The organism is Chryseobacterium sp. UNC8MFCol, from assembly GCF_000482305.1.
GTDB classification, from domain to species: Bacteria; Bacteroidota; Bacteroidia; order Flavobacteriales; family Weeksellaceae; genus Chryseobacterium; species Chryseobacterium indologenes.
Window position 1 is genome coordinate 37,288 of record NZ_KI535290.1, and the last position, 26,207, is coordinate 63,494.

Here is a 26,207-nt window from a genome sequence, read left to right on the forward strand (position 1 = left end):
AAGGATTGGATATCATAAGTTTTTCTGTCCCAGGTTGTCTGAATTGTTTCAGGAATGAATACAAAAAACTCTTTTATTATCGCACAAGAAGATAAATTCCAACCCCAATGGCAGCATATGCAGTGACTGTGAGAATATCAGCGATGGGCTGTGAAAAGCGTTTTTCCCTGATCCTCTCGGCATCGATCTGGTTTTTATGGAATTTGAGTGTTTTTTTAGCATTGCGAACCGGGTGGGCAACCAGGCTGTCACCTTCCCATCGGTCAACGATCACTTTATAACTTCTGCGTTCAACGTCAATTTTAACATTTTTACCGGCCGTAAGTTTTTCCTGAACATTGACCGGAACAGGAGGCTGCTGTATATTTTGGTTTTGGGGATTACTTACTGCTGTACTTTGCATTTGCGGGGAATTGGTATTGGCAGGAGCTGTATTCTTTTTAGATTCCTGCTTGTTGCCGGTTGTCGGATCCACCTGTTTTTTTACCTGGTAAGTATAGCAACTGGTAAGAAAAAATGAGATGAGGATGAGATAAAGGTTCTTTTGCATTGGCTAAATTTAAGAATTAAACGGAATATTTACTGTTTTCTTTTGAAAGATTCTGTTAAAAAATTCTGTACTGTTACAAATTCCTGTTTTTGTTTTGTCTAATATTGTTTTAGACTCAAATTTTAAAGAATAGTCAATAACAATTGTCAGTATTGAATGACGACAAATAAAAAAGCCTTTCAAAATTATTAAAAGGCTGATTTTATTATTTCAGTAATTGCTGGTCATAAAGAAGATGGTCATCTTCATCAAAGCTGATGATTAGCACCCTATATTGTTTACCAATGTCGTTGTTGAAAAATTTGATTCTTGGCGGAACGTAATCGCTGTCAAACAAATTAGGATTCCAGTACAGCGTTTCGCGGGTATCTTTTTCAATTTTCGCATCATCATCTATCATTCCAATGGGGAAATCCGAGGGTTTATCATAGCCTTTTATGACCGCTGAGTTGTTCTTTTGCGTTTGTGTTTCTTTGCTCTTGGATTTCATATTCCCCTTCATGGTATAGACTGCTACGGCGTTACCTACCAATCCGGCTCCTTTAAGAATCTTTACCATGGCAATATTGTTTACCGGGATATTGGCAATCATATCTGCGTCTGTAGGCATTTCATCCAGATACAATTTAGCTTGTTGCCCACGTATAGAAGGTACATTTACCCCTGAACTGTTTCTCTGGAACGTTAAACCGGCCGCTCTTCCCTGAAGCCAGTCTAAAATATTCACAGCTCCTGACGTATGCTGATCCTCATTGACAAAATCAAATATCGTAGAATTTCCGGAGCTGAACATGCCCGTAGATAGCTGCTTATCCAACTCTTCTTTGGGATCCTTCTTTTTTCCTACCAATTTTATCTGCTCAATTTCTATCTCAGCATTCTCTATTTTCCTATTATTTTTTTGCGTATTGATTGCTCTGGCAATTGCTGGTGGAAGCGTTTTATTTCCGGCAGGTTTTGTAAGGATATATTTCGTGCCCGGGAAATTGCCATTAAAAGGAGTAGGATTTACCAAAGGTTCGGCGGTGACGAATAAATCATTATTACCAGAGTCCTTATTTTCCGAATTTACAAATAAAGAAACATTCACAGGTTCGTCATTATTGAGGTTATTCAAATAAATGTATCCGTTTTGGTCTGTTATAAACTGATTGATCACAGGCTCCTCTTTGCCCATTTTCAACATCAGATTGACGTTGGCATTAATCACCAGTCCGTTATTTTTAATAGGTTTGATCTTGTATGAAAGAAACTGTTGCGAAAGGGTGTGAATGGTAGGTATAGTTCCGCTAAGCACAGAATTCCAGTCAAATCTTTTCCATTTTTCAGAAATAAGAAGAGCATCCAGGGCTTCAGTATTGGCATTATTTGAAAAATATTGTGCCGGGCTGTCTATTTTTGAAGTAAAATCCCCTGTGAGCCAAAGTCCGCTCAGGATATTTTCTTCGTCTGCCTTATTGCTGCCGTCATCCTCACTTACCAAAACAGTATAATTTTTAAAATAAGACTCCGGAGAAAGATCGATGCTGTTAAAAGATCTTGGCGTCTGTTTGATGCTTCGGTCTATAATTTCTGCTTTCTCAATTTTCAGGTTATCGGGTTTTATAAAGCAAAGTCTTTGAGCCACCAGATTGTCCTGATCATCAAAAATGGCTAATTGCAAAATGCCGTTGGCCCCATTGCTGATCTTGGTAGGAATAACGCTTGAAACTTCATTGATCAACTGGTTGATGTTGGCTTTATAAGCAAGGTGGTTGCTGATCGTTCCAACGATTTTATAATGCTGAAGTTGCTGTTTCAGATTTACACCTTTTAAGTTGTACTTAATCCCGTCCTTGGAGCTGTTGACTTCCAGATGGAGACCGCTGTCCGAGACTTGCGGCAGATCTGTTGTTTTAGTTTTTCCGGTATGATCCTGAATGATAACCTGGTATTTTTTCCCCGAAGTTGGAGTTAGGGTAAAAGATCCCACATTTCTATCAAAAGCTTTAAATGTAGTGATGGCGACATTGGGTTTTTCGGTATCAACCACTTTTCCGCTCCAGTTTTCGGGCAGAGAGGTGTCAGATGATAGTCTTACAGCAAATTTTGTGGGAATACCGTTAATGAAAGTTCCACCTTCCGGAAAAGCTTTTGCAGACCAGTCAGAGCTTTTGGAAATTACCAGAGATTCAGGAGAATCGGGATTGTAAACCGGGATACTTTTTACAACCTGAAAGTCTTCATTAAAATTGGTCATATAAGGCGTGTAAGCCCTTACAAAATAAACCTGCTCAGGGAGGCTTTCTTTCAATTGGAAATCACCACTGCCTTCTCCGTTGGTGAGAAGTATTGTTTTCCAGTCTATTAATTTTTTATCAGAATTATACAATTCCACAAACAGAGTAGTCGATAATGCAGAACGGTTGTATCCGTCGAATACAAAACTTTTAAACCATATTTTGTCCCCCGCCGCATATTGGGTTTTGTCAGTCAGTAAGTATACCTTTTCCTGTTGATAATTTTTTTCCAGATTGGTGATTGCTTTTTCCAGTTTGGTTTGTGCCAGTACAGGCTGTCCCATTGAAACAAGCAATAAAAAGAATAGATTTCTCATAGAATCTTAACACATTTTAATCCAACGCTAAATTACTCATTTAAACCTCTCGAAAAGATTCTTATCTCTTATTTTAAAAAATTAATATAAAGAATGCTTACTTAACAATTTGATGGTAGCATTGAAAATTTTTTTTTCATAAAAAAGCAATATTGGTAAAGCATTTTGATGAGAAAGAGCAATACAGAGTGGGACCACATTTTATCCATATATAAAATGTGGTAGGATAAAAACCGTAAAAAAGACTATCTTTAATTAGATGAAATGCTGGTTGGGTATAGGGTAACAGAAATTTATTCTGATGGCGGCAAGATAGTTGCACTTAACCAAGAACCAAAACAAAATATAAACTATGAATAGACAGTTAAAACAGGATTATTATCTTAAAAATGACCGTGCCCAGACTTTTCATTCAGACGTTTTAAAAGGCCTGTCCGCTGATCCGAAAAAATTATCTTCAAAATATTTTTATGATACAACAGGAGACCGCCTTTTTCAACAGATTATGGCGATGCCGGAGTACTACCTTACCAATTGTGAGCTGGAAATTTTTCAAAATAAAACAGAAGAACTTACCAGGGCAATTTCCAATATCAATGAGTCTTTTGACCTTATAGAAATGGGAGCAGGAGATGCTATGAAATCTTCTTATCTCCTTAAAAATTTAGTAGACAAAGGAACGGATTTTACCTACATGCCCATCGACATCTCAGGTAATATTCTCAATGTTTTGCAGCAGAACCTAAAGAAAAAGTTACCTGACCTGGAAATTTTTCCGTTGGAAGGTGACTATTTTGATATGCTTGATAAAGCCACCGGCATTTCAAAAAGAAAAAAAGTAGTGCTTTTCTTGGGCGGCAATATTGGCAATATGGAAATAGAAGAAGCCAGACATTTCTGCAGCGAGGTGAAAAGGAAACTCAATACCGGAGATTTATTTCTGGTAGGCTTTGATCTCAAGAAAAACCCACATACGATTCTTGCAGCATATAATGATCCTGCGGGTATTACCGCTTCGTTTAACCTTAATCTCCTGACCAGGATCAATCATGAGCTGAGAGCCGATTTCAAGGTAGATCAGTTTCAGCATTATCAGAATTATGACCCCGTTTCAGGTGCTTGCAGGAGCTTTCTGGTAAGTCTTTGTGATCAGGAGGTTCAGATCGCAGGCCATTCGTTTCATTTCAAAGAAAATGAACTGATCGATATGGAAATTTCTCAGAAATTCTCGGAACAGGATATCAAAAAACTGGCCGCAGATTCTGGTTTTCATATCCTTATGGAAGTTAAAGACGCTAAAAACTGGTTTGTAGACTCGATCTGGATGGTATAATTTAAAAAGATTGTTTATGAAAAAAGATGCTTTATTCCCAAAAACAATTCCTCATACCCGCTGGTTGAAGAAATTTTCGGAAATCCGGAATCATTCCGTTGAGATCTGCCGCCCTTTGGAAATAGAAGATTATGTCGTTCAGCCCGTCGTTGATGTAAGCCCTCCAAAATGGCATTTAGGCCACACAACGTGGTTTTTTGAAACATTTATTTTACAGCCCAATTTTCCGGATTACGAAGTTTTTGATCCTCAGTACAACTTTGTGTTCAACAGTTATTATGAAACCATAGGAGCCCGCGTTATCCGTACTGATAGGGGCAATCTGAGCCGCCCTTCCGTTTCAGATGTATTTAAATACCGAGAATATGTGGATCGGAAGATGACCGAATTTCTTCAGAATGGCTATCTTACAGAATCCTTGGAGCCGTTACTGGAATTAGGGTTAAACCACGAACAGCAGCATCAGGAATTGTTACTGACAGACATTAAATATATTTTAGGACACAATCCGTTATTTCCTGCCTATAAAAAGGGAAATACTGTACAAAAACAACAAACCGAAACCTCAGAAATGCTGCATTTTTCCGCAGGAATTTATGAAATTGGTTTTAAGGGTGAAGGTTTTTGCTTTGATAACGAACTGGGAAGACATAAAGTGTATCTGGATGATTTTACAATCTGCAATCAGTTAGTGACCAACAGGGAATATCTCGAATTTATCGAAGACGGTGGTTATGAAGACTTTAGGTACTGGCATGCCGAAGGATGGGACTGGGTGCGGCAAAATAACGCAAAATCTCCTTTATACTGGTACTTTATCGATGGTAAATGGATGAATTATACGCTCAACGGGTTACAGGAAGTCGATTTAGAAGAAGCAGTCTGCCATATCAATTTTTTCGAAGCTTCTGCTTTTGCTTCGTGGAAAGGAAAACGTCTCCCAACCGAAGCCGAATGGGAAGTGGCATCAGAATCTTTCGACTGGGGAAAAAGATGGGAGTGGACTCATTCTGCCTATCTTCCGTATCCCGGATTTAAAAAAGAAGCCGGCGCTGTCGGAGAATATAACGGGAAATTTATGGTAAATCAAATGGTATTGCGCGGTTCTTCGGTAGCCACACCTGCCGGACACAGCAGAAACACCTATCGGAATTTTTTCCAGACCCACCTCAAGTGGCAGTTTACAGGAATCAGACTTGCACAATAATTTGGCCTATGATTACAGTTGAATCAGTTTCAAAAAGTTTTAACGGAAAAAAAGCAGTCGATGCCATTTCCTTCCAGGCGGACGCCAGGGAAGTTTTGGTGCTGCTGGGAACGAGCGGTTGCGGAAAGACAACCACATTGAAAATGATAAACCGCCTGATTGAAGCTGATTCCGGGAATATTTTGATCAACGGCAGGAATATTCGGTCGCAGAAAGTGGAAGACGTACGGATGGGGATTGGTTTTGTGATGCAGCATTCCGGATTGTTTCCTCATTATACCATTCAACAGAATATTGCGGTTGTTCCTGACCTGTTGAAGTGGAACAGGAAAAAGACAGTCGAAAGAACTCTGGAGCTATTACACAAGCTTCATCTTTCGGAAGAATTGCTTTCCAGGTTTCCCTATGAATTAAGCGGTGGACAGCAACAACGAGTAGGAATTGCACGCGCCCTGATTGCAGATTCACCCGTTTTACTGATGGATGAACCGTTCGGAGCGTTGGATACTATTACCAAAGCCGATATTCATGCAGAATTCAAATCACTGGAAGAACTTAAAAATAAAACCATTATTCTCGTCACTCATGATGTTCAGGAAGCATTTGACTTAGGTCATAAGATTTGCCTGATGGATAAGGGAAAAATTATTCAGACCGGAACTCCAAAAGAAATGTTATACCATCCTGAAAATGATTTTGTTAAAAATTTCTTTGCTAAAAACAGGCTTTTACTGGAGTATAAAGTAGCCAGCCTTAAAGATGTGAAACTGCTTATGGAGGGCAGTCGCTTATATGACGACCTTGGGCTTTCAGAAAATACTGCGGTCTGGGATGCTCTTCAACGATTGAGTGCAGATATTTCGCTTTCCTCAGACTATGAAAATCTGGTTAAAGCTTTTAATGAATACCGAAAATTTCAGACCGTATGAGTGAGCAGAGTTTTTGGCAATTTATTACCGAACAACACGAAAAATTGCTCACGCAGGTTGTTCAGCATCTGGGACTTACTTTTTTGTCTCTGTTTCTGGCCATCATTATCGGTGTACCCTTGGGGATTTTAATTGCCCGGAAAAGAAAACTTTCAGGTTCTGTTTTAGGAATAGCAGGAATTTTACAAACCATCCCGAGCATTGCTTTGCTGGGTTTTATGATTCCCGCGTTCGGAATCGGAGCTACTCCGGCCATTGTAGCCTTACTGATTTATGCCCTTTTACCCATCATCAGAAATACTTATACAGGAATCACAGAAGTAGATCCGGCGGTGACTGAAGCAGCCAAAGCAATGGGAATGAACAGAACACAAAGGCTTTTCAAAGTTGAGCTTCCTTTAGCAATGCCGGTAATCATTGCAGGCATCAGGACGGCGGCTGTCATCAATGTGGGAGTGGCAACCCTGGCTTCCTTTGTTGCTGCAGGCGGTTTGGGGGAATTTATTTTTGGGGGAATTTCACTGAACAATACCAATATGATTCTGGCGGGAGCAATTCCGGCGGCTTTACTGGCTGTTGTTCTGGACCAGACTATCGCTGTGTTACAGAAATTGAGCTACAAGTCGGTAAAAAAAATACAATATATTGTGCCTGCCCTATTGGTGATCATGGGTGTAATTTATCTTCTGACTTCAGCCCCGGATCATAAGCTTAAGGCTGGTTTTACACCCGAATTTATGGGAAGACAGGATGGTGACCTCGGACTTCGGTCGGTATACGGTCTGGATGCACATCCTCTCGTGGTAAGTGATGCCATTATGTATAAGGCAGCTTACGAAAAAGAATTGGATCTGATCAGCGGATACTCTACAGACGGAAGAATCAAAGCTTTTGACTTATATGTTCTGAACGACGATAAGAAGATTTTCCCTCCTTATTTTGCCGCTCCCGTCATCAAGACAAAAACATTGGCAAAGTTTCCTGAATTAGAAAAAACATTGGATCTTGTCTCAGGAAAGTTCAATGATTCCATCATGACAGATCTGAATTATAAGGCTGATTATCTTAAAGAAAGCCCTGAGAAAATTGCCAGAGATTTTTTAGTAAAAATGAATTTATATAAAGATCCGCGCAAAGGAAATTCACAAACCATAAAAATCGGATCAAAAATTTTTGGTGAACAGTATATTCTTACCGAAATTTACAAAATGCTCATTGAAGGGTACACTGATTATAAAGTGGAGACCAAAACAGGGCTCGGAGGAACCAAAATTTGCTTTGACGCCCTGATGAATGATGCAATCGATTTCTATCCCGAATACACCGGAACCGGACTTTTGGTTTTGCTGAAACCTTCTGCAAAAACTGTAGAAGAAGTATCTAAAAGCCCGGAAAAGACGTTTGATTACGTGAATATGGAATTCCGGAAACAATACGGTATCGAATGGCTGAAACCGCTTGGATTTAATAATGCTTATGCCCTGATGATGCGGAGACAGCAGGCACGGGAGCTTAAGATTAAGAATATTTCAGACCTCAAAAATTATCTGGATTCAAAATAACGACCTAAATGAAATACAATTTCGACAAAATCATAGAGAGAAGGGGAAGTCATTCCGTAAAGTGGGATTGGGGTAAAGAAGATATTTTACCCATGTGGGTGGCTGATATGGATTTCCAAACTGCTCCGGAAGTGATTCAGGCTATCTCTGAAAAAGTGTCACATGGTATTTTCGGATATGGTACCATTCCTAAAAATTTTCATGATTCAGTCATTGATTGGTGGGAGACGAACCATAATTTTAGAATAGAAAAAGACTGGCTCTTACCTGCGACGGGAGTTCTGCCCTCCATTTCGGCCATCATCCGTACTTTTGTGAGGCCCGACGAAAAGATTATTTTGCAGCCTCCTGTTTATAATCATTTTTTTTCCATTTTAGAAAATTACGGGTGTTCTATTGTTTGCAATGATCTGAAATACGAAGCCGGAAACTATACGATTGATTTTGATGATCTGGAGAAAAAAGCATCGGACCCCAAAACGAAACTCCTGTTACTTTGTAATCCTCATAACCCGGTCGGAAAAGTATGGACCAGAGAGGATTTAGAAAAAATAGCTGAGATCTGTTCACGGAATAAAGTAATGGTGGTTTCTGATGAAATTCATTCTGACTTGATTTTTAATGACCGAAAACATATTCCGTTTGTTTCCGTTGCCCGCGACTATAACCTTCAATCCGTGACTTGCGGCTCGCCCTGCAAGACTTTTAATTTTTCAGGGATGCCCGTATCATATCTTATTTCCCGGGATAAAGCTATATTGGAACAGACTTTTAAAACTTTAGAGCTTCAGGAGAACTGTTATCCTAACCCCATTGCGATGGAAGCTTTGATGGCGGCCTATACCAAAGGATATGAATGGAAGCATGAGCTGAAAAATTATCTGTATGAGAACTTTATATTGCTGGAAAATTTTTGCAGTGAAGAGTTGCCGGAAATTAAAGTGATTCCTTTGGAAGCTACCTATCTGGTTTGGCTGGATTGCAGAGCGTTCGGTATAACTTCTGATGAATTGTCGAAGATTCTTTTGATGAAGGGAAAAGTCTGGCTCAATTCGGGAACGATGTATGGTAAAAGTGGTGAAGGCTTTCTAAGAATCAATATCGGATGTCCGAGGGCAGTTCTGAAGGAAGGCCTTGAACGCCTGAAAAAAGCTTTGAAAGAATAAGAAAAGTTGAGATTGTACGACTGTTCTCAACTTTAACAATAAAAAATGTAATCAGATGTAGCTGATCATGTGATTACTGATTAATATAAGCGCCACTTATTGTAAAGTGGCGCTATTTTTTTTGATCGGAAAATTGTTTTGTAATTCCATTGTTGAATGGTAAAACCTTATCAATTATCGTTAGTCTATCCATAAATGTCCTGTAGAGTATGTTCTGGCTTTACCCGCTACAATTACTCTTTCATTTTTGTTTTCACAGAAGAGTTCACCACCTCTTTCTGATAGCTGTCTGGCAAAAAGCGTGTTTTTTCCTAATCTTGCTGACCAGAACGGAATGAGTGAGCAGTGCGCAGAGCCCGTTACAGGATCTTCAAGGATCGATGACTGCGGTGTGAAATATCTTGAAACAAAATCACTGTCACTGCCTGCTGCTGTTACCACAACACCGCCCGGATCCAGATTGATAAGGTCCAGAATGGATTGGTCAACTTTTATATTTTTTATATCTTTCTCAGATTCATATACAAGAACATAGTCTCTCGATTTGAATACTTCCTTAGGCTGTACAGTAAGAGATCGGCTTATCTCATCAGGAAGAGTGGATGTTTCAGGCATTCTTGACGGGAAGTCCATATAATAAAATCCGTCTTTCACATCAACCGTTAATTCTCCGCTTTTAGTTTCAAAAACGATTCTGCTGTTCGGATAATTTAAGATGGAAGCCAGGCAATGAGCAGTAGCAAGGGTAGCATGTCCGCATAGATCCATTTCTATTTCAGGGGTAAACCATCTTAGGTGAATCGTATTGCCGTTATCAATAAAGAAAGCGGTTTCTGCTACGGCATTTTCCTTGGCTATTTGTAAGAGGATCTCATCGGGTAACCAATTTTTTAAAGGAACAACACACGCAGGGTTTCCATGGAAGACCTTGTCTGTAAAGGCATCTATCTGATATAATTCTAACTTCATGATTGATCAATTTTTGGACTGTTGTGAGGGGTGTTTATTTCCCGTACTGTGCAGACCATTCGTTTAACTGTAATTTATTTACTTATTTTGGCAAGATCTCATTGAGTTCAGTACCATTTTCACTAGCAAATTTACGTTTTAAAAAGATAGCAATAGACCGTTTTGTGCCTATTTCATGCATCACCATATATTTGATGATGATGAAGTCGTTTTGATTGTTTATTCTTTTAAATTTTTGAAGCCTTTGCCATTCCAAAAAAAGAAAATCAATATAAAAAAGAACGGGACGGACATTACTTTAGAAATTGTTACGATGAATTCAGTGCCAAAAGAACTGGAAAATAATATATTATCTAAAGGAATAAAGAGTTGGGTTTCTTCTGAAGCTGGGTTTTTCAGAATTTTGAAGTTTTTCTGCCGGATATAGGTTTCCACCCGGTTTTTTAAGGCCAGATTAGATTCTTTTTTTTCGTTTTCAGAGTTCCAAAACACGCTGTACGTATTGTTTTTCAGTGCTCTATTTTCGGTTTTACTAAAAATCTTATTATTGATCCGGTATTGGTAGGTGATATCAGCAGTTGATTTTCTGCTTTTACCTCCTTGCCAGCTTACTTCAACATGCAAAGAATCTCCTTCAACCTCAACCCAATCTGGATGTGTTGTTTTAAATTCTACATACTGAATTTTTGGCGAAACGGAATAAATAAACAATAAGATGATATAAATTACCGTAAGAAAAAGGAAAAAAAGTTTCCTGAAAATGGTTTTGCGGAACACTATAATATAAAGAAGAGTACCTCCTAAAACCGAGAGAATAAAAATGGATATTGGATTGAATATCACAATCAATAGACCAAAAACAGGAACAATAATTTTGAATACAAAATCATCAGATTTCTTTTTGGTGGTTTTCAGGAACTCGTTAGTACTCATTTTTATAATGGGGTATTGCTGAAATTTTTGCTAAAGTAAGAGAATTCCATCGGTCTTGCTTGAAAAATCATAAACATTTTTTCTCTTTTCGGGATTGGTGAGAGCTTGTTTTTCTTAGGCACAGGCTTTTAATTGCTTATTATTGACTTTCTATTGAAATGAAAAAAGTCTTTTTGTATGCAGAAGTGATACTGTAAATAAAAAAAATGAGTCAGCATCACTCTAATTTTTATATTTGTACATATTGGATTCTAACTCTTAAAATACTGTTAGAACTCTAAAAAACTTAAGGAATCTATATACAATTTTACATCATTGTCATTGACTATGTCGAATCTTCGATTAAGAAGTCAGTTTTAAATAAATAATCATGATAAGACTATAAAATACAGGGAAATATGGAATGAATAAAGAAATTAATAGAATGATACTTAATAAATTTATATATTGTTGCTTCAAAACATTGTGATTTATTGACGATGTTTGAAAGTAACCATGGCCAACCAAAACAAAGTAAAAACATGCGAAATATAAAAAGAAGTATCATTCTATTGCTTTCTTTTATTGTGTATTTATCGGCAAAAGCGCAAACAAATACTTCCGGAGATTCCTTAGCACAACGGAAATTATTCCAAAATCTAAAACCCGAATTTGAAAAATACGAAAAACAACACGGAAATTATATTCAGACCAATAATGTAAAAATGCATTATTTAGAGTGGGGAAATAAAAAAGACCCAACACTGGTTTGGATTCCCGGAACGTATAGCAATGGGTATGAATTATACGAAATTATAGACCAGTTGGTAAAAATGAATTTGCACGTAGTTGCTATTGATTACTATGGGCACGGATTTACGTCAATTCCTTCAAAAAATCCGTCTGTTTACCACGTTGCAGATGATATCAAGTTTCTTTTAGATACAATGAATATAAAAAAAGCAATTATTGGAGGCTGGTCTAGAGGAGGAACCATAAGTTCGGCATTTTATGATGCTTACCCGGAAATGGTTCAGGCTCTTATTTTGGAAGATGGTGGTTCTGTGGCCTGGGATTTTCAGACAAAGGCTGCTAATATTGCGAAAGATATTGAGGAAACCAAACAATATTATACCAACAAAAAAACAATGATTTTTGATACCGATTTTGATGCTTATTGGTGGATCTATAACAATTGGGGGATAAAAGGAAAAGAAAATGAAAAACTGAAAAAAGAAATCTTTACTTCCTATGCCCGGATCAAGAAAAATGCCAACGGGAAGTATGAAGTAAATCCCGGTGCAGAAGAGCTTACCGGAGAAAACTCAGCAGAAGAAAATATCGCCATTATTTATACTCCCTTTACTTCCAAAACGGCTTTTGGTGCCTCAACACACCAGCTGAATCCTAAAATTATTTATCGGAACCTGGATAAACCTTTGCTTATTTTAGATCCGGTTAGTAAAAACGACTGGTTCGATTTTAAAGAAGAAAATGACGAGCTTACGAAGGAACATCAACCTTTTATTGTTCACAAAGTGTATGAAAACACCTGGCATGGCGTAAAAGACGAACGTCCAAATGAAGTAGTGAAAGACATTAAAACATTCTTACTTAGTAACAAGCTGATAAAATAAAGCTTCCATTTTTCATAAATCCCTAATCATTCAAACAGCGGTAGAGTAAAAACATTTGAAATGAATTTTAAAATCGTATTGCCATTTTTATTTTTAACCATCAATTTATCGCTTGGGCAAAGCATAGCATTAAAAAAGCCGGGATTGCTTGACAAATCGCTGAAAAAAGACAGCGTTATTGCTGAGTTTTCAGAACTTTATCATTTAACCAATACCATTCATCCCGGGCAATTTATGTTTTGTTCAAAAAAAGAATTTGATCAAACTTATTTATCTTTAAAAAACAGCATAAAAACAGATCTTTCACTTGTAGAATATTATCAATTGACAGCCACTTTAATGGCAAAAATTAAAGACGGGCATACAGCAGTTGATAGGGGACGAATTATTGGTTTACTCAACGATAGGTTAGTTTTTCCTTTCAGCATCTATAAAATTAAGGATCATTATTATCTGGATCAATCATCCCAGGAAAATAAAGAATATGCGGGATTGAGAATTCTAAAAATAAATGGAAAAGACATTAATGCTGTGGTGAACGATATTAAACAATACATTCATCTTGAAGGCAGAAATGAAACAGGATTAAATGTACGGTTCAGTAATTTCCCCTTTTATTATTTTATTTATAATCAGACAGATAAATTTGAAATTGAATATGTAGACCGTAATAACCATAAACAGAAAAGTGAGTTTAAGGGGATGCCATTTAAAACCTATACAAGTAATATTTCAAAAAAAACAGAACCTTTAACCACAGAGTTCCGAACAAACAATTTGGCTATTTTAAAATTCCGCTCATTTGAAAATGGATATAATGAATCGGACAGGAAAATTGCTGAGAAACAGTTAGACCGCTTTTTTACCCAGCTAGACAGTTTAAAAACTGAAAATTTAATCATCGATTTACGGGATAATAGTGGCGGTTCTGCAGATATTGCCAACTATTTATTTTCCTATTTATCCAGTACTCCTTATTACTATTTTGATTATGTAGGAGCAAAATATAAAAGTGTAAAAGACTGGAAACATTATGCTCAATATCCGGACAATATTGAAGAAATAAATCTGAGTGAAACAAAATTCAAGGATGGGTTAAACTGCTACACAGAAACTGACGGTACAGATGATTGGTGGCTTGAACTCCAGCAAAACAAACCCAATTTTTACAAAGGAAAGATCAGTATTTTAATCAATGGCGGATGTTTCTCAACCACTGGGCATCTGTTGGCATTGATGAGAGAATACAAAATCGGGAAATTTTACGGAGAATATTCACAAGGAAGCAATTACAGCAATGCAGGCGGACAGGCCTTTGTTTTGCCCTATTCTAAAACCTTGGTCTGGATTCCTACTTTTCAATACAGGATGAGAACCCCTCATTTTATTAATGATCCAAAAGGAATTAAGCCGGACGTTGAAATACAAACAGAGCCGGATGATCTGAGAACAGGATTTGACAGGCGGATGGATTTTGTGATGAACCAATACTAATGATTTGAAGTGCATTCTGAAGACATTGTTTTAAATATAAATTTGTTGGTTGTACTTTTTACTCGTTGGATGGTAATTTTTCTGATTGAAAGATGAATGTAAAGTTTATAAATAACTCCGTTTTATTGTACGTAGACAAAGTGATGCGACTTCATCGCTGATGAAGTATTATGCTTATCCATCCGCTTCAAGGAATCAACAAAGTTGATTCTATCTTTGCTCCCTTAAAAATAAGCAGTTCCAAAAAAAATCTTTGCGTCACAAAAAAATATCATTCGTACATTCTTTTTTTAATCATAAAATTCTTAAATCTAGGTACTTTTCCGTTCGTATTTTATTTGTAAGTTAGTGTCGCAAAAAATAGGATAGTATAAAATACACCGAATGAGCTTTAATAAAGGAGAATTTGTACTGTTTTATCTTTCACTATTAAAAAAATATACACCAAAACCTAAAATTTATTATAATGAAGAAGACCCTGATTATTCTATCCATAGGCACTTTGCTTACTGCCTGCAACAAAAAGACTGAACAGAAAACAGAGGCTGCAAAGGACAGTCTCGCCATAGGAAATACTGCAGGTACAGAAAAATCTCCGGGAGAAACTCAATTTGATATTAATTCCATCCCGGTTTCCACCGCTGAAGTGGGCGAACTTCCCTTTTTTAGCCTGCCTAAAGGACTGGAATTCCAAAACAAACCGGTACAAAGAAGCTATGATATGTTATTTTTTCCTCTTAAAGAAGTAATGACACCAATAGAAGGAAAAGTATGGAAGACATATGTAGTCAACGAGAAAAGCAATACCGAAGAATGGTCGCTGCCCTATTTTCTGAAAAGCTATGATGACGCGATTACAAAAGTGGGTGGTGTGAAAATATTTGATGGTAAAGTTTCCCAACAGGAGCTCGACAGAATACAACCTGAAGCCAAATATTTTGGCGAAGAAGGCTCTATAGACTATTGGAACGAACCCGTGAAAGTATATGTTATCAGAAGACCCAATGGCGATGATATTTATATTCAGCTCTATGGAAATACTTCGACCGGAGCAATACAAATTCTACAGAAAGCACCGTTTAAACAAACGATTTCCATCTTAAAATCTGATGACATAAAAAAAGAATTGGATACTAAAGGCAAGGCGGTATTGCATATTAATTTTGATACCGATAAAGCGAGCTTACAGCCCGATGGCAAAAAAGCCGTAGATGAAATCACAAAAGTCCTGAAAAGCGATAACAACCTAAAATTGGCCATTAACGGCTATACCGATAACAGCGGAAACGATGCCCACAATCTCCAGCTCTCAAAAGACCGCGCTACAGCGGTATTGAATGCGATCGCCACTTCAGGCATTGATAAAACAAGGCTTTCAGCTGAAGGTTTCGGAAGCAAAAACCCGATGGCGGATAATGGATCCGAAGAAGGGAAGGCACAAAACCGTAGAGTGGAGCTGGTGAAAAAATAATGTAAGCACTGTAATAAATTATGTAATGATGAAAATCAGATATTGTACCCTGTTATTGGGAATGCTTTGTACTCATCTTTTTGGACAGACTTCTGAAAAAATAACTTTTAAAGATACCCGGAACCATTATCTGAAATTAGTTCCGGAGGGTAAAGCTGAAGGAATACTTGTTATTTTACCCGGTGGTGGTGAAAATGGCGAAAAAGTAATGAATCAGATTAATCTGGATGATCTGGCATTGGAAAAGAATCTTATCGTATTATTTCCAACCTGGGAAGATGGGGATTTTGGATTTCATATAGAGCAGAAGTTTTTAGACAGAATAGTAAAAGATACAGTAGAAAAGCATAAAGTTTCTAAAGATAAAATATCAATTGGAGGGCTTTCCGGCGGTGGTATGCTGGCTGTTACCTATGCTGAAAGAGCAGTTAGGGACAAAAACACCTATTTTATCCCCAATTCAGTATTCGCTGTTGATGCACCGTTAGATTACGAGAATATGTATTACAGGTTGCAGAGAGAGATCGAAAGAAACTATTCTGATATTGGAACTAATGAAGCTAAATATCTCACGGCTGAAATGGTTGATGCCATGGGTACACCGGATAAAAACAAAGCCAATTACCTAAGAGAATCTATGTTTTCCTACCGTGAAAAAGATGGTGGTAATGCAAAATATCTCCTGAATATCCCTATTCTTATATATACAGAACCGGGAATTATATGGCAGATGGAAAACAGAGGAAGGGATATTTACGACCTTAATGTGGCAGATATTACGGCTATGATTAATCTTTTGCGACTAAAAGGTCACAAAAACGCTGATCTTGTCATCACCAATGATCGTGGAATCCGTCCGGACGGTACAAGACATCCTCATTCCTGGAGTATCATGGACTCTAAAGAATGTTTACTCTGGATACTAAAACATATGAAAGCATAAAGTTGCGATATTAAATATACAATCAAGAGATGAATCAAACTGATTCATCTCTTGATTATTTTGCTCTTTTATTAAGCTTCAATACATTCTAAAAGATCTTTATTAATTGTTTGTGTTCTGTAGTGGACATTCCGCGTGGAAAACCGGGATAAACAATCTTGTGTCCACCATTTTCTGGTTTAATTTTGTCCTTATTGACAACAATTTTTTGTTTTGACCGTTTAATTTGCTTTCTGACTCAATCTTTTCTTCAGATCATTATTAAATGTCAGTATTTTTACGATCATCAAATAGCTTCTGAACTATGAATTTTACACGCTTTTTGCTAATTTGCAACTGTAAAATAAATGTATGTTTCAAAATATTATCAAAAACATCTCACGATTTGTTACCCTAACGCCGGAAGAGGAAAATATATATGAAGGTTTGCTGACCCTTCAGAAGTACCCGAAGAAAACACACCTTCTGCGCGAAGGGGAGGTTTGTCAGTTCGAAGGGTTTATAAAGCAGGGCTGCGTTCGAACGTATTATCTTGATGAAAACGGTTTTGAAGTTACCCTTCTGTTTGCTGTTGAAGACTGGTGGATTACCGATATTGATTCTTTTAATAATAAAACGCCCTCAAAGATTTTTATAGAAGCCCTGGAAGACACCGAAATTTATATGTTGAATCCGGAAACTAAAGAAGAACTCATGCAGAAGGTTCCGAAGTTTGAAAGAGCGTTCCGGCTGATGATGCAGCGGTATGTGGTGACGCTTCAAAACCGGCTGGTTAACACCATTTCTCAACCCGCTACAGACCGTTATCTGGAATTTATCAGGGTGTATCCTACAATCCCGCAGCGAGTAGCACAGTATTATATTGCATCATACCTTGGTGTTTCAAAGGAGTTTGTAAGCACCATTAGGAAACGTTTAGCGGATAAAGAGAAACAAAAATAAGACATAGAGATTTTCCTTTCCAGGAGAGGCTGTGAAAAATAAAAAATATGAAGGTGGTTTATACAGAATGTGTAAATCATCTTTTTTATTTAGAGTAAAAGAAAAAGTAATTTATTAAACCAGTTAAATTTCTAAGATTTTTATCAGTTCTACATTTGCTGTATTAATTTAAACCATAAAAAATGATACAGGAAAACAAAACAGCAGAAGGCTTGGGAATGCCTTGGGAAGATATCTACGGATACGCACAGGCGGTAAAAAAAGGAAATACCGTTTGGATTTCCGGTCAGTTGGGCCACAACAAGAATGGGGAATTGGCAGAAGGAATGGAAGAACAGATGAAACAAACCTATGCCAATATCAAAGAATTATTGTCAAGATATAACATGACGATGGAAAATGTGGTGGAAGAAGTTATCTATGCAATGGATATGACAACAGCGTTTGAGGCAAGGAAAAATTTCAAGACAGAATTTTACGATTACCCTAAATCTGTAGCCAGTACAATGGTTGGAGTAAGTGGACTTGCATTGCCGGGACAGCTAGTCGAAATTAAAATTGTGGCGACTGTTTGAGTTTCTTTATTTTCTAAAAATATGATTTATTAAACCAGTTAAATGTACATTATGTTTCATCACTCTAAATTTACAGTATCAAAAAGACGGAGATTTTGGATTTATTAAAATTTTTTTATTATTTCCGATTTGAACATTATTTGATTTCAGAAAGTATAGAGGTTTTAATGATGGATTTTCCGATGGTGATGTAGTGATAAAAATTAAACAGTGTCTTTTTTAAGAGTGAAACGTGTGAGGTGTTTAGGCTTGGATTTTATGATCTAAGCCTATTTTTTTTGTTTGTATTTAAAGTGTTGTTTTAAGTTTAAATAGTTTATTATAAGTGTTTTTGTTGGTTGTTATTTAGGTTTTGATTAAATAGAGTGACAACGTTTGAAAATAAATTCAACTTTTTATCATTAAGGGTAATTTATTAAACTAGTTAAATGTGTAGTCTTTATGATCGCCCTAAATTTGCCATATCAAAATCAAAAAAATACTCAGTAAGGTTTTAAAATTTAAAATAAAATTCTTACTAAACAACATTTAAAAATTGAACATTATGAAAAAGTTAATCTTAACATTCGCAGCAGTAGTAGTATCGGTAACAGCATTCGCTCAGAACGCAGGGAAATCAATGCTGAATCCAACAAACCACGCTTTGGTTTTAATTGACCACGAAGGACAGATGGCATTCGCAACAAAAAGCATCAGCATGGAAGAACTGAGAAATAACGTAGCCTTAATTTCCGGAGGTTCTAAGATCTTCAATATTCCTACAGTGGTAACTACAGTAGCAGAAAAATCGTTCGCAGGGCCTGTTTTTCCTGAAATTTCAGAAATTTATCCTGAAGTAACAAGTAGGTATGTGGACAGGACTACGATGAACACTTGGGAAGATGTAAATGCTCATAAAGCCATCACAGGAAAAAATAAAAAGAAACTGGTTTTAGCAGGTCTGTGGACAAGCGTTTGTGTGGTAGGTCCGGCTTTATCTGCTATTGATGAAGGGTATGAGGTGTATATCATCACAGATGCTTCTGGTGATATCTCTAAAGAAGCTCACGATCAGGCGGTTACAAGAATGGTTCAGGCCGGTGCACATCCAATTACATCCGTTCAGTATGTTCTTGAATTACAGAGAGATTGGTCTAGAAAAGAAACGTATAAACCAGTGAATGATTTAATGAAAAAATATGGTGGTGCTTACGGTTTAGGAATCCAGTATGCACAGGATATGCTTAAACACTAATCAATTTCAATAATGGCAGGTTGAAAACCTACCTGCCTTTTCTTTTTTCAAACCCCTAAAAGTAAATTATGAAATCACTACATAAAATTCTATTCTCAATGGTGTTAGGAGCAGGATTGATGAATGCTCAGAAAGCTGACTTAATTGTAACCAACGGAAAAATAACAACGATGGATGATAAAAATCCGGAAGTTCAGGCAGTTGCGATTAAAGACCATAAAATTTTCCGGACAGGAACGAATGCTCAGATTTTAAAACTAAAAGGAAGTTCTACAAAATTAATTGATGCTAAAGGAAACAGAGTGATTCCCGGACTATTTGATAGCCATTTACATGTAATTCGCGGGGGAAGATTTTATAACACAGAGCTTCGGTGGGATGGGGTGAAAACCTTGAAGAGAGCTTTGGAAATGCTGAAAGAGCAGGCTCAGAGAACACCGAAAGGACAATGGGTAAGAGTGATTGGTGGCTGGAATGAATATCAGTTTGAAGAAAAAAGACTGCCCACTTTGGCAGAAATCAACGAAGCAACGGGTGAGGTCCCAACTTTTGTAATGTATCTCTACGGAAAAGCCTGGTTGAATAAAGCTGGTTTAAAGGAATTGAATATTAACGGTGACACCCCCAATCCGTCTCAGGGTTTAATTGAAAAAGACAGCAACGGAGAACCGACTGGTTTGTTGGTGGCAGAGCCTAATGCATTTATTCTGTATTCAACTTTAGCAAAATTACCTGAATTATCAGAGGCAGAAAAAGAAAATTCTACCTTACAGTATATGACTGAACTCAATCGCCTTGGAGTAACTGCTGTGATGGATGCGGGCGGTGGTTTTCAGAATTTTCCGGACGACTACGGAACAACGGATGCTCTGAATAAGCAGGGAAAGATTACGGTTAGATTACCTTATTATCTGTTTGCTCAAAAGAAAGGTTCTGAATTGTCTGATTATACAAAATGGACCGGAATGGTTGATATTGATGACCACGGGCATAATGACCATAATGAAATTGATTATCATGTGAATGGAGGGGGAGAAAACCTGGTTTCAGATGGTGCCGATTTTGAAAATTTTCTTTTTCCAAGACCGGAATTACCTGCAACAATGGAGAAAAATATGAAAGATGTGGTGAGTCTTTTGGTAAAAAAAAGATGGCCTTTCAGAATTCACGCAACCTATAATGAAAGTCTTACAAGGTTTTTAAATGTCATTGAAGAAGTCAATAGAGAGACCCCTTTGAACGGATTGGTCTGGTTTATTGACCATGCTGAAACAGTGTCTGAAGAAAACATGAAAAGAATTAAGACCATGGGCGGAGGTATTGCAGTGCAACACAGAATGGCCTATCAGGGGGAAAGTTTCATCCACCGCTATGGTAAAAAAGCAGCTTTGGCTTCTCCCCCTGTAAAGAAAATGCTTGAAATGGGAATTCCGGTTGGGTTGGGAACAGACGGAACCAGAGTGGCAAGTTATAATCCGTGGGTTGCTTTATATTGGATTACTTCAGGAAAAACTTTGGGTGGAACTCAGGTTATGGCAAAAGAAAACGCTCTGGACAGAAAAACAGCTTTATCACTTTCTACTTTTGGAGGGTATGAGCTTATAAAGGATTATGAAAAAGGAAAAATCAAAGAAGGATATTTCGCAGACCTTACCATTTTAGACAGAGATTATTTCAGTGTTAATGAAGAAGAAATTAAAGATATTACTTCCAAATTAACCATTGTGGACGGAAAAGTAGTGTATGGAGACGAAACATACAAGCAAGTTGCTCCGGCTTCACTTCCAGTACTTCCAGAATGGTCTCCTGTAAAATATTACGGCGGATATCAGACCAAATAACGAAACTAAAAGCTACTTCGCTCCAAAATTCCCCTCCCTTGGAGGGGTGGCGAAAATTCAAAGAATTTTTGACGGGGTGGTTTAAAAGAATCACTATCCAATCATTTTCAAACCTACAACTATGAAAAAGTTCATCCAAACCATCACCAATACGAGCCTTGAAGGAAAATTAATTCACATTGCATTATTGATTTTCAGAATAGCACTATCATTAGAATTAATCTTTGCTCACGGACTGAAAAAACTCGGAATAGGTGTTGCGGAAGCAGAAAAGGTTCCCAATCCATTAAATCTTCCGGAAGCATTCAACAGTCTTTTTGCTGACGCCGCTAACTTGTTTTTTCCTGTATTTGTCATCTTAGGATTCTTGACAAGAGCAGCCGTTTTACCAATATTAGCGGTGACTTTAACCGGATATTTTGTCCTTCATTGGAATGATGCTTTACTGATAAAAGATACACCGTTTATGTATAGTTTATGTTATTTGTTTCTGCTTTTTGTGGGCCCGGGGAAATATTCTATTGATCATTATATAAGAAAAAAATTACAATGAAAAAGCTGATTAAGATAGTATTGATTGTTCAGATTATGCTTCCCATTGTGGTTTCAGCACAATTTAAACTCATGAGGTTTGATGAGAATTATGCAGCGTACCGGGATTCAACAAAAACATTTTACAATGCTCTGAAATATATTCCGCTTTCTGAAAATAATAACAGTAAATATTTATCCTTAGGCGGAGAAGCAAGAGCAGAATTTGTGGAATTTAATAATGAAGACTGGGGCAGATTGGGAATTGGAAGCAATCCTTTTTTTATCCAGAGATATACGGTTCACGGTGATTTGCATTTAGGGTCAAGGGTAAGGGTTTTCGGGCAGTTGAGAAGTGCCTGGGAGAACGGAAGGAAGAACGGACCAAGACCAATTGATGAAGATCATCTTAATGTTCAGAATCTCTTCCTGGATGTAGATGTCGTTAAAAATGAAAAAGAAAAATTAACCGTTCGTGCGGGGAGACAGGAACTGGATTATGGAAGTGGAAGATTGATTTCTGTGCGGGAAGGTCCGAATTTAAGACTTTATTTTGATGGATTGAAACTAATGTATCAAAGAGGGAATTTCAAATCAGATGCTTTTGTGATGATGGCAAGCGAAATTAATACCGGAGCCTTTGATAATAAGATTTCAAAATCTGTAAGCCTTTGGGGAAGTTATAATACCTTGATTCTTCCGGAAAGTGGGAATTTAGAATGGTATTATCTGGGAATTCACAGAAAGGAATCCCGTTTTGAGGATGGAATAGGAGATGAGACAAGACATACTTTAGGCGGCCGGTTTTGGAAATATGGAGGCGGTTTTATTTACAACTTTGAAATGGCGTATCAGTTCGGGAACTTTAGTAAAGGAACAATAAGTGCATGGACCGCTTCTGCGGATATAGGGTATATGTTTGAAAATGTGAAAGGAAAACCCACCATCAACCTTCGTAACGATTATATTTCAGGCGACAGAAATAAAGGAGATGGAAAATTGGGGACTTTCAATCCGCTCTATCCGAAAGGTGGGTATTTCGGATTCAATCCACAAATAGGACCTGTGAATCTTATCGATATACATCCTTATGCAACCCTAGATTTGAGTAGTAAAATAACAGTTCAGGCAGATGTGGTTTTCAATTGGAGATATTCTTTACAGGATGGTGTTTACAGGCCAAGCGGCTCATTGAACCTCACTTCCATGAACTCTAAAAAGAGATATATCGGAACCGCTTTTTTAGGGAGTTTTAATTATAAAATCAATCAATTTTTAACCTTCAATACAGGAATCCAGTATTTCAAAACCGGTGCATCTGTAGATGATATTATCGAAAATGACAAAGACGGACTTTTTATTAATTCAAGAATAGTATTCAAATTTTAATGAATCGGATCTTTTTAATTATCTCACGTCAATGCTGAGAATGATTTCTAAAACTAACTTTGATACATACTAAAACTTAAACATTTAAAACAATTATTATGAAAAATATAGTAAAGAATACATTGGGTAAATCCATGGTAATTACCGGGTTGATTTTTTCAACGTTAACTTTTTCTCAAACAACAACTGCAAATTCCTCTGTAGTTCCCACAGCAGTTGGAACTTCAAAAAACTGGGGCTCTGTGGATGGGATTTCAATGATTGGATTGGTTCAGGGACCATCTTCTGCAGAGGCTCAATTGCAGGTTGCCTGTGTTTTTGAATATACGGATAATGACATCCACAGTGCTCAGGCATTACCCGCAAATCTAAACGGATTGGTGCATTTGGATGAAGCTTTGAAAGGAGAATTTACAAAAATAAGACAAGGCGGCTACTTCAAAGGACATTCTTTGGAAACCATTTTGATTTCTCCTCCAAAAGGTTCCATGTCTGCAAATAAACTGTTGCTAATTGGTTTAGGAGACCGAAACCAATTCACTCCAGAATTGATGACATCTGTGGGAGAGGTTGCAGCACGTGAAGCCATGAGATTAGGAGTAAGTAATTTTGCCTTTGCAAGCGATTTAAAAGATGCCGGTATTGATTCTCCAACAGCTCTGGTAGCAGGAAATGTAGTAAGAGGTATTGTGAATGCAAACCGCTCCGAAGTGTATTTGAAAGAACATAACCTTTCCAAAACCAAGAAATTAGAAAAAGTATATCTTCTGGCAGGGCCTTCATTCTTTGAAGTTGCCGGAGGAGGAATTAAAGAGGCTATTGCGGAAGTTAAGAAATAGCTTTACGCTGATAGGTTTACTTCACTGGAAAGTATTAATTACATATTACTATTCAATAACAATGGCGTCTACTGGAAATAGTGGGCGCCATTTGGTTGTGTGTAACCTGGTTTTATATTGGGAGACAATGTTTTTGTTAGAGCCAACGTAATATTACTATCTCCATGAATTCATTTTATAGTTTGAAAAGTTGATTTTCATATCTTCTATTCTGTCTTCAAGGGCTTGAATGCCTGTGTGCAGATACATTTCTTTTTCAGATTCATTCAGAATATAAATGATATCAAATCCTGGGCTGGGATTGGAAATAGGAACAGATAATGCAATATTGCCGTCCTCCTCAAAAACATAATATTTCCAATCTTTCTTTTCTAATAATTTCTTTTTATTCATAATTTTAATCAATTTTCACGAAAGATGTAGATGAACAAGCCACAAAGGTAGGCATATCATGATCTACAAATTATGTCGTCTAGAAATTAAGAATATAGGATTAGATATTTTTTTTTAATTTCTCTTGAAAAAGACTTGATAATCAATAAGATCATTTTCTTAACTTGCTCTAAAATTAGGAGACTTCAGGGAGCGAAGGTCTCTTCAGAAGGGTTGAGAATGGAGTATATCATTTATTTTCATTAATTTGGCGATTAAATAAAAGTCTTATTTAAAAACTAATAATTATCTAAACTAATGTCAGAACAAACACAATTAGAAGCTGCTGAGTTACCAGAAAATAATGCTACACCAGATTCTAAAGGAAATGAAAAATATCGTGTAGCACTTGAATTAGCTTATTATGAAGGTCAAATCTCTTGGCAAATGAATGTACTTTTTGTGGGTCTCAATATTGGTTTGGGAGCTTTACTCCAAAAAGAGCTAGAAAATCTCTGCAAAATTAATATATCAACATTTATACTTTCAATAGTTGGAATTATTATTAATATATACTGGTTAGGAACATTTTTGAGAAATAATCGTTACTATAAATTTAGGATGACTCAAGCTCGTAAAGCTGAACCTGATGATTATAGTTTAGTAAGTGGGAATGGATATGAGTTTTCTAAAGGGAGAGAAGTGAGGCTTGGTCCAGATGAGGATGATAAACTACAATTGAGTTGGATAGAAAGAAAATGTAGTAATAAAAATGCTGTAAAAGTTTCAATTATTTGTTTTCTCGTATGTTTTGGCCTTTTGCTAATTTGGTCAATTATAAAATCAATTATAAAATATTTTCCACATGATTGTATCAGATAGTCTAATTGATGGATGTATATTAATATCAAGAAATAATTATTTTATTTTTTATTATCAGTTAAATTAGCAATTCTATGAACAATGAGGAAATTCGATGACTATACAGAAATATTTGGTAATTGGTGTAATTTTACTGATCGTTTTGATGAACTAAAAGTTTATTCTAAAGAACTTGAAAAAATAATTAATTTTGAAGCGGAAAATTACAGAATAAATAGAGAAACCTTTGAATTGGGAACTGACGAATTTGAACGTCAATTTCATTTTGTAAATGAGACTTTTATAAAAAACTTAAGAACATCGGTAATTGTTTCGCTTGTTACTATTATTGAAAATGAATTTCATAATTTCTGTAATATGTTAAAACTAATCAAGAATTTAAAAATAAAGCATAATTCTTTTAAAGGAACAATCTTAGAACAATTCAAAATTTATATAACTGATGTTTACTCCTTAAGATTTGACTTAAATGCAAATGATTGGCAACTCTTAAATGAGATAGTTGAATTACGAAACTGTATTGTTCATCATGATAGTAATTTAGAAGACTGGTATGGGAGAAAATTTGCAAAAGCTGAAACAATAAAAAACTTATCTAAGAAAATCTCTGACATTGAGATAGACAATGATTTAAACAATATAAATCTAAATAATGGATCCTGTGAAGAATGTATTAGTATTGTAGAATCCTTTTTTAGCAATCTTTACAAGCATACCTTAAGCCTATTTCCTAAAAATGAAAGTTAAAAGGATATCTTAGCTGCGCAAAGTCTCCTGACTTTGAGCTTGTAAGTGGATCAGTATTTTCAGGGGACTTTTTCAAAATTTCGTCA

The 26,207-nt window shown here is 36.7% G+C and carries 23 protein-coding genes; 18 read left to right on the plus strand and 5 right to left on the minus strand.

The features are described from left to right. Positions 1–76: 76 nt before the first annotated feature. Positions 77–550: a hypothetical protein gene (locus M030_RS0114455; protein WP_027374147.1), complete on the minus strand. Its 474-nt coding sequence runs from the start codon at positions 548–550 to the stop codon at positions 77–79. Positions 551–755: 205 nt separating this feature from the next. Then, the gene (locus tag M030_RS0114460) at positions 756–3,146 is read right to left on the minus strand and encodes a TonB-dependent receptor plug domain-containing protein (protein WP_027374148.1); all 2,391 of its coding nucleotides are present in this window, start codon (positions 3,144–3,146) and stop codon (positions 756–758) included. Between the two features lie 352 nt (positions 3,147–3,498). On the opposite strand from M030_RS0114460, the gene egtD reads away from it, so the two are divergent. From egtD to M030_RS0114485, 5 genes are read left to right on the plus strand one after another with little or no spacing between them, the layout of a single operon-like run. Beyond that, positions 3,499–4,479, plus strand: a complete 981-nt coding sequence (gene egtD, locus M030_RS0114465) for an L-histidine N(alpha)-methyltransferase (RefSeq protein WP_027374149.1) — start codon at positions 3,499–3,501, stop codon at positions 4,477–4,479. Positions 4,480–4,495: 16 nt separating this feature from the next. Beyond that, positions 4,496–5,686, plus strand: coding sequence for an ergothioneine biosynthesis protein EgtB (egtB, locus tag M030_RS0114470; protein ID WP_051585089.1), 1,191 nt, complete (start codon positions 4,496–4,498; stop codon positions 5,684–5,686). A gap of 8 nt (positions 5,687–5,694) precedes the next feature. Then, positions 5,695–6,615, plus strand: a complete 921-nt coding sequence (locus tag M030_RS0114475) for an ABC transporter ATP-binding protein (protein WP_027374151.1) — start codon at positions 5,695–5,697, stop codon at positions 6,613–6,615. Next, complete coding sequence (locus tag M030_RS0114480) at positions 6,612–8,177, plus strand: ABC transporter permease/substrate-binding protein (RefSeq protein WP_027374152.1); 1,566 nt, start codon at positions 6,612–6,614, stop codon at positions 8,175–8,177. Before M030_RS0114475 ends, M030_RS0114480 begins: the two co-directional genes overlap by 4 nt. Positions 8,178–8,185: 8 nt before the next feature. Continuing rightward, entirely contained in the window at positions 8,186–9,343 is a 1,158-nt protein-coding gene (locus M030_RS0114485) for a MalY/PatB family protein (RefSeq protein ID WP_027374153.1), read from the plus strand. A gap of 180 nt (positions 9,344–9,523) precedes the next feature. On the opposite strand, the gene M030_RS0114490 is transcribed toward M030_RS0114485, so the two are convergent. Both M030_RS0114490 and M030_RS0114495 read right to left on the minus strand, forming a co-directional pair. Further along, a complete protein-coding gene (locus M030_RS0114490; RefSeq protein WP_027374154.1) occupies positions 9,524–10,312 on the minus strand; it encodes a PhzF family phenazine biosynthesis protein in 789 nt (262 codons plus the stop codon). A gap of 219 nt (positions 10,313–10,531) precedes the next feature. Next, entirely contained in the window at positions 10,532–11,245 is a 714-nt protein-coding gene (locus M030_RS0114495) for a hypothetical protein (protein WP_027374155.1), read from the minus strand. A 521-nt stretch (positions 11,246–11,766) separates the two neighbouring features. On the opposite strand from M030_RS0114495, the gene M030_RS0114500 reads away from it, so the two are divergent. The 11 genes from M030_RS0114500 (at position 11,767) to M030_RS0114550 (ending at position 24,120) form a co-directional block, all read left to right on the plus strand. Further along, entirely contained in the window at positions 11,767–12,861 is a 1,095-nt protein-coding gene (locus M030_RS0114500; RefSeq protein WP_027374156.1) for an alpha/beta fold hydrolase, read from the plus strand. Between the two features lie 60 nt (positions 12,862–12,921). Further along, the gene (locus tag M030_RS0114505; RefSeq protein ID WP_081806342.1) at positions 12,922–14,355 is read left to right on the plus strand and encodes a S41 family peptidase; all 1,434 of its coding nucleotides are present in this window, start codon (positions 12,922–12,924) and stop codon (positions 14,353–14,355) included. 466 nt (positions 14,356–14,821) lie between these two features. Then, positions 14,822–15,826: an OmpA family protein gene (locus M030_RS0114510; RefSeq protein WP_027374158.1), complete on the plus strand. Its 1,005-nt coding sequence runs from the start codon at positions 14,822–14,824 to the stop codon at positions 15,824–15,826. 25 nt (positions 15,827–15,851) lie between these two features. After that, positions 15,852–16,769, plus strand: coding sequence for a hypothetical protein (locus M030_RS0114515; RefSeq protein WP_074941808.1), 918 nt, complete (start codon positions 15,852–15,854; stop codon positions 16,767–16,769). Positions 16,770–17,120: 351 nt separating this feature from the next. Beyond that, positions 17,121–17,711, plus strand: a complete 591-nt coding sequence (locus tag M030_RS0114520) for a Crp/Fnr family transcriptional regulator (protein ID WP_027374160.1) — start codon at positions 17,121–17,123, stop codon at positions 17,709–17,711. 182 nt (positions 17,712–17,893) lie between these two features. Beyond that, a complete protein-coding gene (locus M030_RS0114525; protein ID WP_027374161.1) occupies positions 17,894–18,286 on the plus strand; it encodes a Rid family hydrolase in 393 nt (130 codons plus the stop codon). Positions 18,287–18,830: 544 nt separating this feature from the next. Continuing rightward, positions 18,831–19,520, plus strand: a complete 690-nt coding sequence (locus M030_RS0114530; RefSeq protein ID WP_027374162.1) for a hydrolase — start codon at positions 18,831–18,833, stop codon at positions 19,518–19,520. A 68-nt stretch (positions 19,521–19,588) separates the two neighbouring features. Beyond that, positions 19,589–21,361 (plus strand): amidohydrolase, encoded by a 1,773-nt coding sequence (locus M030_RS0114535; RefSeq protein WP_027374163.1) that lies wholly within the window; start codon positions 19,589–19,591, stop codon positions 21,359–21,361. A 121-nt stretch (positions 21,362–21,482) separates the two neighbouring features. After that, positions 21,483–21,914 carry a DoxX family protein gene (locus M030_RS0114540; protein WP_027374164.1) on the plus strand — a complete coding sequence of 144 codons (432 nt, stop codon included), beginning with the start codon at positions 21,483–21,485 and terminating at the stop codon, positions 21,912–21,914. After that, positions 21,911–23,281 carry an alginate export family protein gene (locus M030_RS0114545; protein WP_027374165.1) on the plus strand — a complete coding sequence of 457 codons (1,371 nt, stop codon included), beginning with the start codon at positions 21,911–21,913 and terminating at the stop codon, positions 23,279–23,281. The genes M030_RS0114540 and M030_RS0114545 overlap by 4 nt, the downstream gene beginning before the upstream one ends. A gap of 98 nt (positions 23,282–23,379) precedes the next feature. After that, positions 23,380–24,120 (plus strand): M17 family peptidase N-terminal domain-containing protein, encoded by a 741-nt coding sequence (locus tag M030_RS0114550; RefSeq protein WP_027374166.1) that lies wholly within the window; start codon positions 23,380–23,382, stop codon positions 24,118–24,120. A gap of 156 nt (positions 24,121–24,276) precedes the next feature. Here M030_RS0114550 and M030_RS0114555 read toward each other — a convergent pair whose 3' ends face one another. After that, positions 24,277–24,513 (minus strand): hypothetical protein, encoded by a 237-nt coding sequence (locus M030_RS0114555; RefSeq protein ID WP_027374167.1) that lies wholly within the window; start codon positions 24,511–24,513, stop codon positions 24,277–24,279. A 297-nt stretch (positions 24,514–24,810) separates the two neighbouring features. Here M030_RS0114555 and M030_RS0114560 point away from each other — a divergent pair, with 297 nt between their 5' ends. Together M030_RS0114560 and M030_RS0114565 are read left to right on the plus strand one after the other, a co-directional pair. Next, positions 24,811–25,374 carry a hypothetical protein gene (locus M030_RS0114560; RefSeq protein ID WP_027374168.1) on the plus strand — a complete coding sequence of 188 codons (564 nt, stop codon included), beginning with the start codon at positions 24,811–24,813 and terminating at the stop codon, positions 25,372–25,374. Positions 25,375–25,455: 81 nt separating this feature from the next. Continuing rightward, positions 25,456–26,121 (plus strand): hypothetical protein, encoded by a 666-nt coding sequence (locus M030_RS0114565; RefSeq protein ID WP_027374169.1) that lies wholly within the window; start codon positions 25,456–25,458, stop codon positions 26,119–26,121. The last annotated feature ends 86 nt before the right edge of the window (positions 26,122–26,207 follow it).

Coding starts and splice junctions, on each gene's coding strand:
- M030_RS0114455 (WP_027374147.1), bottom strand. CDS start 550: ATGCAAAAGAACCTTTATCTCATCCTCATCTCATTTTTTCTTACCAGT.
- M030_RS0114460 (WP_027374148.1), bottom strand. CDS start 3,146: ATGAGAAATCTATTCTTTTTATTGCTTGTTTCAATGGGACAGCCTGTA.
- egtD (WP_027374149.1), top strand. CDS start 3,499: ATGAATAGACAGTTAAAACAGGATTATTATCTTAAAAATGACCGTGCC.
- egtB (WP_051585089.1), top strand. CDS start 4,496: ATGAAAAAAGATGCTTTATTCCCAAAAACAATTCCTCATACCCGCTGG.
- M030_RS0114475 (WP_027374151.1), top strand. CDS start 5,695: ATGATTACAGTTGAATCAGTTTCAAAAAGTTTTAACGGAAAAAAAGCA.
- M030_RS0114480 (WP_027374152.1), top strand. CDS start 6,612: ATGAGTGAGCAGAGTTTTTGGCAATTTATTACCGAACAACACGAAAAA.
- M030_RS0114485 (WP_027374153.1), top strand. CDS start 8,186: ATGAAATACAATTTCGACAAAATCATAGAGAGAAGGGGAAGTCATTCC.
- M030_RS0114490 (WP_027374154.1), bottom strand. CDS start 10,312: ATGAAGTTAGAATTATATCAGATAGATGCCTTTACAGACAAGGTCTTC.
- M030_RS0114495 (WP_027374155.1), bottom strand. CDS start 11,245: ATGAGTACTAACGAGTTCCTGAAAACCACCAAAAAGAAATCTGATGAT.
- M030_RS0114500 (WP_027374156.1), top strand. CDS start 11,767: ATGCGAAATATAAAAAGAAGTATCATTCTATTGCTTTCTTTTATTGTG.
- M030_RS0114505 (WP_081806342.1), top strand. CDS start 12,922: ATGAATTTTAAAATCGTATTGCCATTTTTATTTTTAACCATCAATTTA.
- M030_RS0114510 (WP_027374158.1), top strand. CDS start 14,822: ATGAAGAAGACCCTGATTATTCTATCCATAGGCACTTTGCTTACTGCC.
- M030_RS0114515 (WP_074941808.1), top strand. CDS start 15,852: ATGATGAAAATCAGATATTGTACCCTGTTATTGGGAATGCTTTGTACT.
- M030_RS0114520 (WP_027374160.1), top strand. CDS start 17,121: ATGTTTCAAAATATTATCAAAAACATCTCACGATTTGTTACCCTAACG.
- M030_RS0114525 (WP_027374161.1), top strand. CDS start 17,894: ATGATACAGGAAAACAAAACAGCAGAAGGCTTGGGAATGCCTTGGGAA.
- M030_RS0114530 (WP_027374162.1), top strand. CDS start 18,831: ATGAAAAAGTTAATCTTAACATTCGCAGCAGTAGTAGTATCGGTAACA.
- M030_RS0114535 (WP_027374163.1), top strand. CDS start 19,589: ATGAAATCACTACATAAAATTCTATTCTCAATGGTGTTAGGAGCAGGA.
- M030_RS0114540 (WP_027374164.1), top strand. CDS start 21,483: ATGAAAAAGTTCATCCAAACCATCACCAATACGAGCCTTGAAGGAAAA.
- M030_RS0114545 (WP_027374165.1), top strand. CDS start 21,911: ATGAAAAAGCTGATTAAGATAGTATTGATTGTTCAGATTATGCTTCCC.
- M030_RS0114550 (WP_027374166.1), top strand. CDS start 23,380: ATGAAAAATATAGTAAAGAATACATTGGGTAAATCCATGGTAATTACC.
- M030_RS0114555 (WP_027374167.1), bottom strand. CDS start 24,513: ATGAATAAAAAGAAATTATTAGAAAAGAAAGATTGGAAATATTATGTT.
- M030_RS0114560 (WP_027374168.1), top strand. CDS start 24,811: ATGTCAGAACAAACACAATTAGAAGCTGCTGAGTTACCAGAAAATAAT.
- M030_RS0114565 (WP_027374169.1), top strand. CDS start 25,456: ATGAGGAAATTCGATGACTATACAGAAATATTTGGTAATTGGTGTAAT.